A 13,925-nucleotide genomic window follows, 5' to 3' on the forward strand; every position below is an offset into this window, starting at 1 on the left:
GTACAAGTAGCAATGATTCGGTTAATGCTTAAAAGACTGGCTTAACTGAATTGTTTAATACTTTCCAAACATCCTCTGAGGCTTTCACCATCATTGAGGCAATTTTGTTCCAACTTTTATCAAATCGGCAGCCTTTTCTCCAATCATAATTGCCGATGCATTTGTGTTTCCTGTGATCATAGTTGGCATAATCGATGCATCAACAACTCGTAACCCTTCAATCCCCCGTACCTTGAGTTGAGGATCGACAACCGCCATTTGATCAATACCCATTTTGCACGTCCCAACAGGATGCCATCCCGTACCGCACGTTTGCCGAATATAATCTTCGATTGCTTTGTCGCTATGCACGGAACTCCCTGGAGCAATTTCCTCACCCCGAAACTCATTAAACGCATCGGAGTACACAATTTGACGCAAAATTTTAAGTCCTTCAACCATCAGTTGCATGTCAGATTCTTTCTGAAGATAGTTGACGCGAATCAACGGTGGGTCGAAGGGGGAGGAGGAACGTAGTCTTACACTACCACGACTTTCGGGACGGGTGATGTAAAAGGTAAGGGTGAATCCCGGACCTTCACGTGCATAGGCAGGATCGACATATAAAATCGGAACAATTGTAAATTGCAAATTAGGTGCCGCATCTAAATTATTGTTGGTATGCAGAAATAACCCAGCCTCTCCCCCATTACTACTTGGCGCAAGGGGTACGTCCTGAGTAGACTGGTAGGCAATAACAGCAAGTGGGTGATCTTGAAGATTCTGGCCGACACCCGGCAAATCAAAAACTACAGGAATGCCTACTGCCCGCAGATGTTCAGCAGATCCAATTCCAGAAAGCATGAGCAGTTTAGGAGAATCGAAGGCGCCAGCACTCAAAATCACTTCGGAGTTGACCCTGATTTGATACTCCGTTCCATTTTGAACATACACTACCCCTACTGCACGCTTTCCCTCAAAGAGTAAACGAGTCACCAATGCTCCTGTTTGAATGGTCAAGTTGGGGCGATCTTTAATCGGACGCAGAAATGCCACTGCTGTACTTTGGCGCTTGCCATCTTTCACGGTCACTTGGTAAAGTCCTGCACCTTCCTGCTGTACGCCATTAAAGTCGGGATTTTGCTCATAGCCCTGTGCGATCGCGGCTTCCACAAAGCGTTGCGACACTTTTGCAGGAGAAAGTGGATCTGTGATACTAAGTGGTCCATCAACCCCGTGAAATAACGATGCTCCCCGCTGCTGGTTTTCCGATTTCTTGAAGTAAGGCAAGACATCCTGATAACTCCAACCAATATTACCTAACGCTTGCCAGCTATTGTAGTCACGTTCATTGCCTCGTATATAAATCATGCCATTAATCGAACTGCTGCCGCCCAAGACTTTACCGCGTGAAGATAAAATTTTGCGGTTATTTAAGTAAGGTTCCCCTTCAGTTAAGTATGCCCAGTCCACTTCCGAGCCTAAGAGTGTAGTAGGCCACAATGAGGGAACTTGAAGTTCTGGCTTGGTATCAGGATCACCCGCTTCGAGCAGCAATACTTTAGTATTAGGGTCTTCTGTAAGACGGTTGGCAACAACGCAGCCTGCTGAACCGGCGCCAATCACAATATAATCAAAAGCAGCACTGTGATGGTATGTAGTTGTCATGATTTCTCCTTTTCAGGTCATTGTTTGTTGAATGACGGCGACATTAGTGGGTTGGCGATCGCAAATTCTGCTGCTAGTCACATCCTGCCACAATCATCTTTTCTGCTAAACTAACCGGGTTAGAAAACATGACCTCGTGACTACCGGGCATTTGTACAAGCCGAAATAGTCCCAAGCGGCTAGACATTCTGGGATGCCAACCCCAATCGCCTTGAGGGAGGACGTTGTCTTCGGTACAGTAGAGGTAGCTTTTGGGGATGGGCAGCGAGTAAAACTGCTTCAGGTCTAACTTGTCAAGCCACGGTTGATACGGTTGGGGCGATAATTGTGCGTAACTGGATCGAGCTAGTTCGAGGTCAGCGTCGTTGATAAACGCTTCTCGCCAAATCCCTAGCAGTGAGATTTGCATGAATCAGACTGGTGCATAAATCGTTTCGTCTTCTTTGCGCCAAGCTGGATCAACTAGACAAACGAAAACAAGGGGTTCGTCGCCGTAGTTGTAAAGTAACTGGATGGCATTTGGAGGAATATAAACCGCATCGCCTGGTTCAATGCGACGAACTTCGCTATCGATCGACATTTCGCCAACACCGCTAATGATGTAATAAACCTCAGAAGTCTTTAGAGAATGGGGAATCGAAGTTTCGCCAACAGGCAAGATCGCATACGCCAAACTGTAACGCAAGTTGATGTCTTGTTTGTCAGGATGAAGCAGTTCGCGCAGAACAGTTCCATCTCCAGCGATAATTTCTTCACAGTCGTTTAGTTTTTGGATCAGCATAAGTTTAGGCTTGCAATTACACAATCGGAGCAAGTTCAAAATCTGTAAATTTTGGAGAAGAAATTTGCCTGTTCCACGCGCCGTTGAATTACGTACTGATAGGGCGAAATCCCCATCGTTCGCTTAAACAAACTTGCACAGTAAGTCGGGCTGATGTAAACTACACTTACCAGTTCGGCTAAGGATAAATCACGATTCAGATGAGCATGAATGTAATCGATCGCTTGCTGCAATTGGCTGTAAGTTAAGCTTCTATTCTCAGGCATGATAATTTGTACGACCTCAGAATAGTGGCGCAACAGATGAATCACTAACGCTTGAGACGGAGACAGTATTTTATCTTTTTCAAAATGCTGTCTCCTATTTTACTTGTTGCTTCCGTAGAGGAAACCTCAAGTATTAATGTCCACCTGAGGTCGCTGGAGGGGTTGTTGCCAGGAGCTGAAGTTCCCATGCAAGGGCCACTGCACTAGCACCGCCATGCTCAAGAAGAATCTCTGATACACCCGCAGATGTTTCTGTGCGTGCCCAGTCACGTTGCCATTCAGCAAGTACAGCCATCCAGTTGATTGGAACTGCACCAGCCTGAACCATTCGGCGAACCGCCATGTCATGAGCTTCCGCACTAACACCGCCCGAAGCATCGGTAACGATGAATACTTCATAACCTTCACCCAGCGCCTGGATTGCTGGCATTGCGAGACATATCTCGGTCCAAAGCGCAGCAAGTATAAGTTGCTTGCGGCCGCTTTTCTTCACTACATCTGTAACGTTTGGATCTTCCCAAGTATTGATGAAAGTGCGGTTGATCGGTTTTTGATCGGGAAAAACATCCTGTAGTCCCTTGATGATGTAACCCCCTCTCTCTTCAATGACTGTGGTCAGGATTGTGGGTACGTTAAACACTTTTGCCGATTTAGCAAGACCAATCACATTGTTAATGATCATCGTGGGTTCATGGCTGTTCAAGTTGGTGAACTGATAAGGCTGGTGGTCAATCAGTACCAGGATGCTATCTTCTGGACGAAGCAGTCCTTCTAAGCCGATTTTTGGATTTTTAGACATCGCTATAAGTCTCCATTCAAGTTTACTTTTTAGACACGCCCTAGTGGCGTGGCAAGGATAAAATAGTGCAAAAATAAGTTATTGTCGTGTGGGCATCTTGCCAGCAGATGACGGGCTAGTAGTTCACCAACCCAAAATTTCTAGGCTAGGGCAAGCAGGGGGAGAAAGAGATTTTTTTTGCTGCTATTAACCTTGCAAAGTTTTCTTGCGAGACTACTAGAAGCCCATCCCACAAGAGAGTTTTAATGCAACATTTAAGGCTTGCCACGCCACTAGCGTGTGATACCATTTCACTAAGATTTTGATACAGACCCAAATCCAGAAACCTTTACAAAAGATAGGTTTCTTAATTTTGAATTTTGAATTGGTATGAGTCTGAATCAAAGGGGTGAATCACACAGTTTTTTCACAAGCCAGAAATTCAGCAGGTCACTGATTATTCCTGCTGAAGAAAGTCCAGTAACAAGGGATTGATCTGATCGGCGTGAGTCCAGTTGATGGCGTGCGGCCCGCCAGGGATGACAACAAGTTGACTGTTTTTAATCAGCTTTGGAAGTCTTGCTGCGGTGGACTCCAGTGGCAAAATGCGATCGCTATCTCCATGAATAATCAGAGTTGGTACATCAATGCGGGGCAAATCGTCGCGGAAATCGGTGAGCCAAGAGGGTACACAGTCCAAAGTCCCTTTAGCAGAAGCTCCTACTGCTACATTCCAACTGGCTTGAATTGCTTCATTGCTGATGCGTTGGCGAAGCCTCTCGGAACGAGAATCGCCAAGCAATACATCAACATTGAAAAACTCTTTGAAAAAGGCAGAGAAATAAGCTGGACGATCGTCAACAATCGCTTTCATAATGCCATCGAAAACGCTTTGATCAACACCCTCTGGATTGTCGTCTGTCTTTAACAGAAACGGTGGAACGGGAGCTATCAGCACGGCTTTCTGCACCCGCTCTGAGCCGTATTTGCCAAGATAACGTGTGACTTCACCCGTTCCCATTGAGAAACCGACCAGCACGGTATTTTGCAAGTCAAGCTTGGTCATGAGTGTATTCAAATCGGCGGCGAAGGTATCGTAGTCATAGCCAGATGAGGGCTGACTGGAGTTGCCAAATCCTCGGCGATCGTAGGTAATTACTCGATATCCTGCATTCAGTAAAACTAAAACCTGCTTCTCCCAGGAATGTCCGTTCAATGGAAATCCATGAATCAGAACAATCGGTTGTCCTGTCCCAAGATCTTCGTAGTAGAGATCGATGGTTGCAGAGTTTTCTTGACCAACGGTAATGTAAGGCATGAGAGGTTTCTCCGTTGTAAATTGATGATGTGTTTTTGTCTGTTGCATCACAATTGTTATGCAGAGATCGAGTACCGTCTTAACAATGCTGCGTTAAGCAGACTTCAAGATGGGGCAAGCATCCATTGCGTATGAACGACAAGAATCCTTCATTGTTGCCTTGGGCGATCGCCGCGTTTGCCACCTCTAAGATTGCTTTATTTTTGGCTGACATTTGAATCTCTCCTCTGTTCAATTGGATGCTTTAAGCGATAACTTCTCTGCGAGACGCTACGCGAACGTTAAGCTTTCCTTCTCTACGAGAGGCTGCGCCAACGGAACGCTGCGCGTAGCTTGCTTCCCCGTAGGGGTACGCTAACGCTGTTGCTCTACCAATTCCCAATGTTTCTCCTATTCCAATCAATATTGACCTTCAGCACACAATCAAACTCCGATCCGTTTAGCAATTATTAACGCTGTAAAGCTGGTCTAATCTTCTGTAAACTTCAGCACAATTTTGCCCCGTGTTCCTCCCTGCTCTAGACGCTGATGTGCCAGAACGACCTGATCCCAAGAAAATACTGAATCAATCACTGGACGAAGCTGATGACGCTCGATGAGTTTTGTCAAAGCCTCTAATTTTACTCGGTACTGGGGTGAAAAAACAAAATGAATCGTCAGATTTTTACCCCATGCTTCAAGAAGCGATTGCGGTATTGCAATGTCTACAATGCTTGTAAGCCTACCAAAGGGACGAATGATTTCTAGACTACGCTGAATTGTTTCTCCACCGATCGTATCTAGAACTAAATCCACACCCAGTCCATTTGTTTCTTGACGAATGACTTCTACGTAATCTTCATTTTTGTAATCAATCACTCGATCTGCGCCCAGTTCTGTCACGAAATCTCGGTTTCTAGAACTACACGTCGCAAAAACGTATGCCCCTATCGCTTTGGCGAGTTGAACTGCGATCGAACCCACTCCACCCGCACCCGCATGGATGAGAACTGTTTCACCAACTTGTAGATTGCCCCTAGTCACTAGACAATCCCAAGCAGTTCCGCCTGCAAGCGGAAAAGAAGCTGCTTCAATGTGCGATAGATTTGCAGGCTTCAATGCAACAATCGCTGCATCAGCCACATGATACTGAGCGTAGCTACCAAATTCTCCAAAAATTTGCGGCGAGTAATATACGTTGTCTCCCACCTTGAAATCAGTCACAGCTTCGCCAATTGCCTCAATCACCCCTGAAACATCGACTCCAAGGATGGCAGGTAGTTGAACCAGTTCCTTGTAATCACCACGACGAGTTTGGTAATCGACAGGGTTAATCGAGGTTGCACAAACTCTGACTAACACCTGATTCGCCTTCAGTGTTGGTATGGGAACAGTTTGAATCTCAAACTTTTCAGCATCACCAAACGCAGTTAATACGGCTGCTTTCATAGATTCCATCTGTGCCAACTCTCCTTGATTTAGAATAAACAGTGACGGAATTTTGATACCACTCAGCTTAGGTAAGTTCTCCCTTTCAAGACGCAGCGTGGAACCGATCGTGCTGTCGAGGAACGCGCGGATCAACGTTGCTACCTCCTCCGCATGGGTCTCCAACGCGAAATGTCCGGCATCGAGCAGATGAATCTTTGCATCCGGGAGATCTCGCTGATAAGCGGCAGCACCAGCGGGCAGAAACGCCGGATCATGACGACCCCAGACGGCGAGAAGCGGCGGACGGTACTCACGAAAGTAGGACTGGAAGGCTGGATAGAGCGCGACGTTGCTGCGGTAATCGAGGATCAGATCGAGCTGGATCTCCTCCGCGCCCGCTCGCCCCATGTAGGCGATGTCGAGTTCGTAGCCGTCGGGCGACAAAAGGTTTGGATCGGCTCCGATACCGTACTGCCAATTCCGGATTGTGTCTGGCGTGAGCGAGGAGCGGCAGGCTTCCCGATTCGCTGCGCTCGGTTCGCGCCAATAGGTCTCCCACGATCCCCATTCATCACTGAAACCCTCAAGGTAGGCGTTGCCGTTCTGCGAGATAATCGCAGATATCCGTTCAGGATGGCGCATTGCCAGACGCAGACCTATTGGCGCACCGTAGTCGAAGATGTAGAGTACGTATTGATCGAGCGACAAAGCATCGACGAAGCCCTCGATTACGTCGGCAAGGTGGTCGAACGTATAGTCGAACATCCCGCGTGGCGGTGCCTTAGTCTGTCCGAAACCAGGCAGATCCGGCGCGACGAGCCGAAAGCGATCGGCAAGCAGAGGGATCAGGTTGCGGAACATGTGGCTAGCGGTCGGAAAGCCGTGCAACAGCAGTATCACTGGCGCATTGCTTGACCCCGCCTCGCGGTAGAACACTTCGACATCGCCGACCTGTCGAAACCCGTAGCGTATTTTCATCGTACAATTCTCTTTTTTGATTTTCTTCCGACTGAACTTCGACACTCAGATTTGGAATCTTGGACACCTTTCGCATACCCTACGATCGCCGCTCCTAAACCGCGAGAACCGCCCGTTACCAGTGCAACTTTGCCTGCAAGTGTTGTCATCTCGCACTGTCGTTCGACTACTGCGCTACAAACCCACCATCTACCATCAACATTTCACCTGTTATGAACGATGCTATGTCAGATGATAAAAACAGAACTGCATTTGCAACTTCAAGCGGTGTTCCAATTCGTCCGATCGGGTGAAGTCCTGTTATATAAGCTTTGACCTCATCCTGCCCACCTGTAGCTGCTTCAAACATATCTGTTTCGATTGACCCTGGTGCAACGGCATTAATGCGAATACCCGCTTTGGCATATTGGAGCGCGGCGGCTTTTGTTAAACCTACTACTGCATGTTTACTCGCGGTGTAGAGGGGTACGCCAGGAAGTGCAACGACTCCAGCCCCAGATGATGTATTGACGATTGCACCACTTCCCTGTTTCAACATCTGAGCAATTTCATATTTCATCGACAACCAAACGCCTTTGACATTGACGTTCATAATGCGATCGTATTCCGCTTCTGTTTGCTCAATCAATGAGGGATTTTCGCCGACCATTCCTGCATTATTAAAGGCAATATCTAACCGACCAAAAACGCCAACCGCTTTATCAACCATTGCTTTAACATCGGCTTCTTTCGTGACATCTGATTGCACAAAAAACGCCTCTCCGCCAGCTTCCTGAATCAATCGAACCGTTTCTTCACCTTCATCTATTCGACGACCCACTACCACCACCTTTGCCTGTTGTTTGGCATAAGCGATCGCGGTTGCTCGACCGATGCCCGATGTTCCGCCAGTCACCAAAGCAACCTTGTCTTTCAGCATCATGATAGTTACCTCTTGTTGTGAATGGCTGTGTCACTTTGTCAAAAACTCAATGAGCAATACGTGTAGCGGCCAGCAATAAGAAGCACCTCCTACAACCAGGATGAGTACGATCCTGATTACAAAATGGCGGGTTTAGACATTGATATTTTCTGGCTCCTACACTTAGTCGCGATCGATCAGTGCGTTTGAGGGCAAGCTCGGATCAAGTACCTTGCGCGCACTGTCAACCCCTACCACGGGCAGTGTACCCGGATCGAGCATGCCGAGTTGAACCAATACACTCGCCTGATCCCAGTAGAGATGTTCGTGGGCTAGCTTGTCGTCACGAAACTGAACAATTGCTACCAATGCCACTTCAACCCGTTTAAGAGTCGGAGCAATGCCGGGTAGCATCCAGTCCATCTGAATGGTATGAGTGAACTTAGCCACCATTTCATCGACGAGTTGATTGGTCCCGATTGTGCGCGAGACCGGAGTCAGCTCCATGTCCGGCGGTATCTGTGGAATGAAGTATTTGGAATAAAACTCGCGCAGTGCTGGTTTCCCTACTCCCCCAATCATTACCGGAATGCCGTTAACGTAAGCATCCTCAACCATCGTGGCGAGAGCATCTTCAGTGTTGTGAGCGTCAAACTCGTGCCGCAGATGCTCATCCCAAAGTTCTTGCAAAGACTCCTGGGCTGGTGTCAAATTGGTAGTTGCTTGTAAAGAAGCTTGTCCGTCTACAGTTTGCTCTTTGACCATGATTAAATACTCCTGGTTCTATCTATCTAAAGTGTCTTGAGTTCCAATGCTTGACTGCTTTCAGATTCTTAAAATGATTTGTCAGATTTTTGTGATGTTAGTGAACTTGTTTCAATAGACGTATAAGCATTCAGCGCCTGTTTCACGAATCAGTTTGGCAGTTTTTTCACCTTCTGCATCGCGTCTGCCTGAGAATACTACCTTTGCTCCAGCAGCACCAAATGCGATAACTTCTCTGCGAGACGCTACGCGAACGTTAAGCTTTCCTTCTCTACGAGAGGCTGCGCCCTAAGCGTAGCTATGCCGCAGGCTTTACGGAACGCTACGCGTAGCTTGCTTCCCCGTAGGAGTACGCTAACGCGGTTACACGACCAATTCCTGAAGTTCCGCCAGTGACTAACGCCACTTTATCTTGCAGTATCATTCTGTTTCTCCTGTTTCAATTTCGTCAGTTTGTATTGAGTAAACTTGTCTCAGCAACTCAGTGACTTCTTGCGCGATCGCAATCAGGGCATGATTAACTGAGGAGTCGCGAAGAGAACCAGTCTGAGGTGTACCTTCATGCCCAGAATTATTCTTGCCTTGTACTAGTGAATGCGTCATAGAACTATCCTCAATGAAATACCGATTTGTAATTCACTAAATCAATACGCAGGAATTCAGTTGTTGGCATGGTTCAAAAAGCGGCAAATTTGTTCAGTGAAACAGGCAAAATCTAGCCATCAAAATTAGATGGCTTACAGCACTTACAGGCAAGTCAGATATGAATTGAGAGCAAAGATCGGGGAACTTAATAACTTGCAGCAATCATGGCAGCCATCAACTCCGTCGTGTTCCAGCGCTCGGTGTACCGAATTCCATTGATAAACAGGGCTGGGGTAGTCGTCACTCCACTCTGTATTCCGCCTTCGATATCTTCATTGATGCGATCGACATACACTTGTTTAGACAACTCTTTGAGAAATTGAGGAATGTCAAGCCCTAAATCATTGGCGTACTCGACAAGATAACCGTTCTCCAACCTTTGTTGATGGTCAAATAAAGTATCGCTCATTAACCAAAACTTTCCTTGGGCGGCGGCGGCAACGGCTGCTTGGGCTGCCCGTTGTGCCTGGGGATGAATCTGGATCTGTGGAAAATGGCGGAAGATAAAACATAAATAATCCTCTCCAAAAGAAACCGTAAGCTCTTGCCGAATGATTTTAATCAGTTTGTAAACGGCTGCACTTCTAGGACATTGATAATCCCCATACATCACTAATACCACGGCGGCACTTAGCACACCTTGACTGTGATCTTGGATTGAAGCTGGCACAACTAAAGAACTGGAACTATGGTCGTCGATCATCTTTCTACATCTGTATCAAGCATGGAACCTTGCGATTCACTTGCTCAATCCACATGAATTCAATATAAGCAATTGGGTTTTAGTTGTCGTCTACAGTGAGTTAACATTTTTAGGCTGTAATTTGATGGAGCAGCCGCTCCTTCTTAAGATAGAAGGTAGGCTCTAACTCAAGTTAGACTCAAAACTTAATTGCACGGTCAATCCTATCTGTCTGACGTGAACGAGAGCCGTTGCCTACATCATATGGCGGATCGGGCGAACAATCACTTCGTTGACATCGACATCATCCGGCTGGGATACGGCATACAGGACAGCGCTGGCGATCATATCTGGGTTGAGTGCATCTTTGCGAAGGTCTTTCAAGAAGCCTTTTGTTGGCTCGTCCGTGATATCAGAGCCGAGTTCGGTTTCAACCACACCGGGAGAGATGACGGTGACGCGAATCATTTTCGACTCCTGCCGGAGTCCTTCGGAGATTGCCCAAACTGCGTACTTGGTAGCGCTGTAAACTGCGCTAGTGGGTACTACCACATGGGCACCAATCGACGCAGTATTGATGATTTGTCCGTTACCTTGCGCTTCCATAATCGGCAAAGCTGCTGCAATGCCATTTAACACCCCGTTGATATTCACGTTAATCATGTTGTCCCATTCCTCGACCTTCAAAGCATTCATCGGGGATAGAAGCATCACGCCTGCATTGTTAAAGATGACATCGACGCGATCGAACTTGTCTTTCGCAAACCCAATGAACGCTTTCACATCTTCTCGATCGGTGACATCTACGGCTTTGAATTCTGCTGTACCACCTGAGGTGTGGATCTCCTCAACAATTTTTTCGAGCTTTTCGGTGCGCCGTGCGCCCAAAAGCACCTTTGCACCGTTTCGAGCGAGTAACTTAGCTGTGGCTTCGCCAATCCCGCTACTGGCTCCAGTGATCGCAATGACTTTGTTCTCAATGTTTAACATCGTTGTTTTCCTTTCTGTTCGAGTTGAGTGCTGTGAACTAAATATTGATTTCCATTTCCTGAATCATGAAGGTGAAACCCTTGTCCACAATTCTGTAAACTTGCTCATGTCTAGAAAGGCGATCGCTTCGATTACCTGGTCATCTTTCATGCGGAAATACCACGTATAGGTGTTCCGATACGCTCTGCCATCTCTGGCGGTCGCCTCCCCGTCCCACAGCACGATCACCATATCGCCATCCGCCCAGATGCCGCGTACAGTCGGGACGATTGGAGTTGATAGTCGGGCACTGGTCGGGCTAACGACTTGATCGAGTAATGCTTGTCGGCTGCGATATGTGCCCGCAGTTGCACCCGTCCCAGTAATTGTCCAGGTTACATCCGGAGCAAGCAGATCAAATGCACTGCCAGTTCCGTTGCGCCATTGGTCGAAAGACTGCTGGACAGTTGCTTTGTTGCGTTGCTCGATCATCTGAGTTGCTTGTGCATCTGCTGGATTAGACGCAGTTGCTTGGGATAAGTCTGCGATCGCTGAAGGCTGAACCAGAGAGGACTGCTGATTCAACGCTGTCGAGTAATCACTTGACTCAAATGCAGTCACATTCGATTGAATCTCTGCCTTCGCGCGAGCTTGCATCATCACCGGAATAGCCAACAGCCCAATCAGTCCTGCTCCCGTGAAAATTTGACTTAAATAACGCACTATTTCAATCTCCTCAAGCTAATTTTTACTTGGATTTGCTTCCAGTCAATCTATCAACAGCAGCTTCTATTGCAGTTTGTCCGGTGCGCGTTTCTATCTCTGGGCTACTTTCAAAGACGATATGACCAGAGTTGAAACCGCGCATCATCTCGCTGTAGCTGTTGACGGCTTCAGGTGAAAAGCCAAAGCTGGAAATTGTTGCTTGCCAGTCGCTTTCGGGAACAGCAATTGCCTGTACATTACGGTTAAGCACAGCGGCAAAAGCAGCAGCGACATCGTTTGGTGAGTAGTCGATCGGACCATGCAGTTCGATGATGCGCTGACCTTTCCAGTCTTCAATCATGGCTTCAGCCGCAGTGCGCCCGATGTCTTCGGTCGAAACCATAGGCAGCCGACGATCGAGTGGAGCAAAAAAACTGGGCAGTACCCCTTGTTCGGCAGCGATCGCGGCGGCACTCCCCCAATTCTCCATAAACGATGCCGCTCGCAGAACTGTGACGGGAACTGCCAAGTTGCCCAACATGCGTTCTAAAATATGGGTCGTCAAAATGTTGCCCGTACCGGAAGCGTGCTGTGAACCAACCGAAGACAGTAACACGACCTTCCGTGCATCAGCGTTTGTAAGGGCTTCAACATAACACTCGCCGATCTGTTCTGCCAGCGCAAACATATCGCTGACGTTGTAAGCAGGTGGGTTCATCACATAGACGGCATCCGCTTCACGCATCGCGGCGGTCATCGCTTCGACATCAGTGACTTCGGCAACCGCTACGTCTGCACCTTTCTCTCGCCATGTACTGGCAGCTTTATCAGAGCGCAAGACAACGCGCACTGGAAAATTTCTCTCAAGCAAAGCGTTAGCCACTGCTGAACCTGTCTGTCCCGTCGCTCCAAAAACTACATACATAAGGTTCTCCTGCTCATTAATCATTCCGGTCACTCAGGCGATTTTTGCCTTCTTGCATCATTGCCTGATCCTCATCTTGTCTATTCGTGTAAGTTCAGCATAGGTTGGAAAAGCTGTTCTTGAAATGCCCAAACCTATCCGATGATTGCCTAATTCTCCAGAGCGATCGTTTGCAGAGATTGTATAATGTCAACTGTAAGGTATTGAGTTAGTCGAGTCTCTGCTATGACAGTCGCAATCTCTCGCCCTGACATAATCGCGGATTACCGCCAAGAAATCGCCACACGGATCGTGCGGCATACCAAATCCAGCGGCAACATTATCCAACCCACGGCGATCGAGCAATTAGACTTTGCGCGCTCAGATACAGTATCTACCGCACCTCATAGCGTGTATGAACCCATCCTGGCGATCGTCGTTCAAGGTCAGAAAAAAGCATTTCTGGGTGAGGAGATGTATCAGTATGGGGCAATGCAGTATCTTGTCGTCTCCGTTGATTTACCGCTGAGTGGCTTTGTGACTGAGGCGACATCTGACAAGCCGTATTTGGGGCTGAAGCTGAACTTAGACTTGATGCAATTGTGTGAGATGGTTGCCCAAATGGGTACCAGTTCGGCAAAGCCAGAAAACTCTATTCGAGGTATATCGGTTAGCAACGTCGATCCAGCGTTGATGGAGTGTGCCCTTCGCCTCGTCAAGCTCTTAGACACTCCGCAACACATCTCCATGCTGGCACCGTTGATGATTCGTGAACTCTATTACCATCTGCTGTTGGGTGAACAAGGGGAAGCCGTGCGTCAAATTGCCACATCCGGCAGTAATATGCAGCGAATTGCTTTAGCGATTCAACAAATCAAATCTGATTTTACCAAGCCGATGCGGATCGAGGATTTAGCGAGTCAGATCGGGATGTCTACTTCGTCGTTCCATCAGCATTTCAAGCAAGTCACTTCGATGAGTCCGCTTCAGTATCAGAAGCAGTTAAGACTGTTAGAAGCGCGTCGTCTGATGCTCGCTGAGGATTTCGATGCGACCTCTACTGCCTACCAGGTGGGGTATGAAAGTCCGTCACAGTTTAGCCGGGAATATTCGCGCCTGTTCGGTGCGCCGCCCATTCGAGACATTGAACGGTTACGGACAGCTTGAGCGAAGATT

At 47.6% G+C, this 13,925-nt stretch carries 18 protein-coding genes; 1 reads left to right on the plus strand and 17 read right to left on the minus strand.

Annotation, left to right across the window (positions count from 1 at the left end; genetic code table 11):
• Positions 1 to 90: 90 nt before the first annotated feature.
• The 17 genes from GNE10_RS06570 to GNE10_RS06645 all read right to left on the minus strand — a co-directional run bounded on the left by GNE10_RS06570 (position 91) and on the right by GNE10_RS06645 (position 12,794).
• Positions 91 to 1,647 (minus strand): GMC family oxidoreductase, encoded by a 1,557-nt coding sequence (locus GNE10_RS06570; RefSeq protein ID WP_185564178.1) that lies wholly within the window; start codon positions 1,645 to 1,647, stop codon positions 91 to 93.
• A gap of 73 nt (positions 1,648 to 1,720) precedes the next feature.
• On the minus strand, positions 1,721 to 2,056 hold the full coding sequence (locus tag GNE10_RS06575) for a salicylate esterase (protein ID WP_185564179.1): 336 nt from the start codon (positions 2,054 to 2,056) through the stop codon (positions 1,721 to 1,723).
• A 3-nt stretch (positions 2,057 to 2,059) separates the two neighbouring features.
• On the minus strand, positions 2,060 to 2,428 hold the full coding sequence (locus GNE10_RS06580) for a cupin domain-containing protein (protein ID WP_185564180.1): 369 nt from the start codon (positions 2,426 to 2,428) through the stop codon (positions 2,060 to 2,062).
• A 35-nt stretch (positions 2,429 to 2,463) separates the two neighbouring features.
• The gene (locus tag GNE10_RS06585; RefSeq protein WP_153228519.1) at positions 2,464 to 2,694 is read right to left on the minus strand and encodes an AraC family transcriptional regulator; all 231 of its coding nucleotides are present in this window, start codon (positions 2,692 to 2,694) and stop codon (positions 2,464 to 2,466) included.
• A 133-nt stretch (positions 2,695 to 2,827) separates the two neighbouring features.
• Entirely contained in the window at positions 2,828 to 3,493 is a 666-nt protein-coding gene (locus tag GNE10_RS06590; protein ID WP_185564181.1) for a hydrolase, read from the minus strand.
• A 436-nt stretch (positions 3,494 to 3,929) separates the two neighbouring features.
• Entirely contained in the window at positions 3,930 to 4,838 is a 909-nt protein-coding gene (locus GNE10_RS06595) for an alpha/beta fold hydrolase (protein ID WP_306660007.1), read from the minus strand.
• A gap of 31 nt (positions 4,839 to 4,869) precedes the next feature.
• Positions 4,870 to 5,004, minus strand: a complete 135-nt coding sequence (locus tag GNE10_RS35785) for a hypothetical protein (protein ID WP_255449157.1) — start codon at positions 5,002 to 5,004, stop codon at positions 4,870 to 4,872.
• Between the two features lie 30 nt (positions 5,005 to 5,034).
• The gene (locus GNE10_RS35345; protein ID WP_221642753.1) at positions 5,035 to 5,193 is read right to left on the minus strand and encodes a hypothetical protein; all 159 of its coding nucleotides are present in this window, start codon (positions 5,191 to 5,193) and stop codon (positions 5,035 to 5,037) included.
• 65 nt (positions 5,194 to 5,258) lie between these two features.
• Positions 5,259 to 7,178: an alpha/beta fold hydrolase gene (locus GNE10_RS06605; protein WP_185564182.1), complete on the minus strand. Its 1,920-nt coding sequence runs from the start codon at positions 7,176 to 7,178 to the stop codon at positions 5,259 to 5,261.
• Positions 7,175 to 7,327: a hypothetical protein gene (locus GNE10_RS06610; protein ID WP_153228381.1), complete on the minus strand. Its 153-nt coding sequence runs from the start codon at positions 7,325 to 7,327 to the stop codon at positions 7,175 to 7,177. Before GNE10_RS06610 ends, GNE10_RS06605 begins: the two co-directional genes overlap by 4 nt.
• 17 nt (positions 7,328 to 7,344) lie before the next feature.
• Positions 7,345 to 8,100: an SDR family oxidoreductase gene (locus GNE10_RS06615; RefSeq protein WP_011316793.1), complete on the minus strand. Its 756-nt coding sequence runs from the start codon at positions 8,098 to 8,100 to the stop codon at positions 7,345 to 7,347.
• Between the two features lie 162 nt (positions 8,101 to 8,262).
• Positions 8,263 to 8,844, minus strand: a complete 582-nt coding sequence (locus GNE10_RS06620) for a nuclear transport factor 2 family protein (protein WP_011316792.1) — start codon at positions 8,842 to 8,844, stop codon at positions 8,263 to 8,265.
• 420 nt (positions 8,845 to 9,264) lie between these two features.
• Positions 9,265 to 9,447, minus strand: a complete 183-nt coding sequence (locus GNE10_RS06625; RefSeq protein WP_096553026.1) for a hypothetical protein — start codon at positions 9,445 to 9,447, stop codon at positions 9,265 to 9,267.
• Between the two features lie 187 nt (positions 9,448 to 9,634).
• Positions 9,635 to 10,192 (minus strand): DsbA family protein, encoded by a 558-nt coding sequence (locus tag GNE10_RS06630; protein ID WP_011316791.1) that lies wholly within the window; start codon positions 10,190 to 10,192, stop codon positions 9,635 to 9,637.
• Between the two features lie 234 nt (positions 10,193 to 10,426).
• Complete coding sequence (locus GNE10_RS06635; protein WP_185564183.1) at positions 10,427 to 11,161, minus strand: SDR family oxidoreductase; 735 nt, start codon at positions 11,159 to 11,161, stop codon at positions 10,427 to 10,429.
• A 63-nt stretch (positions 11,162 to 11,224) separates the two neighbouring features.
• Positions 11,225 to 11,863, minus strand: a complete 639-nt coding sequence (locus GNE10_RS06640) for a nuclear transport factor 2 family protein (protein WP_185564184.1) — start codon at positions 11,861 to 11,863, stop codon at positions 11,225 to 11,227.
• A 25-nt stretch (positions 11,864 to 11,888) separates the two neighbouring features.
• A complete protein-coding gene (locus GNE10_RS06645) occupies positions 11,889 to 12,794 on the minus strand; it encodes an NmrA family NAD(P)-binding protein (protein ID WP_256091144.1) in 906 nt (301 codons plus the stop codon).
• 201 nt (positions 12,795 to 12,995) lie between these two features.
• On the opposite strand from GNE10_RS06645, the gene GNE10_RS06650 reads away from it, so the two are divergent.
• Entirely contained in the window at positions 12,996 to 13,916 is a 921-nt protein-coding gene (locus tag GNE10_RS06650) for an AraC family transcriptional regulator (protein WP_185564185.1), read from the plus strand.
• The last annotated feature ends 9 nt before the right edge of the window (positions 13,917 to 13,925 follow it).

Origin of the sequence: Nostoc sp. 2RC (genome assembly GCF_014222165.1) — a bacterium.
GTDB classification, from domain to species: Bacteria; Cyanobacteriota; Cyanobacteriia; order Cyanobacteriales; family Nostocaceae; genus Nostoc; species Nostoc linckia.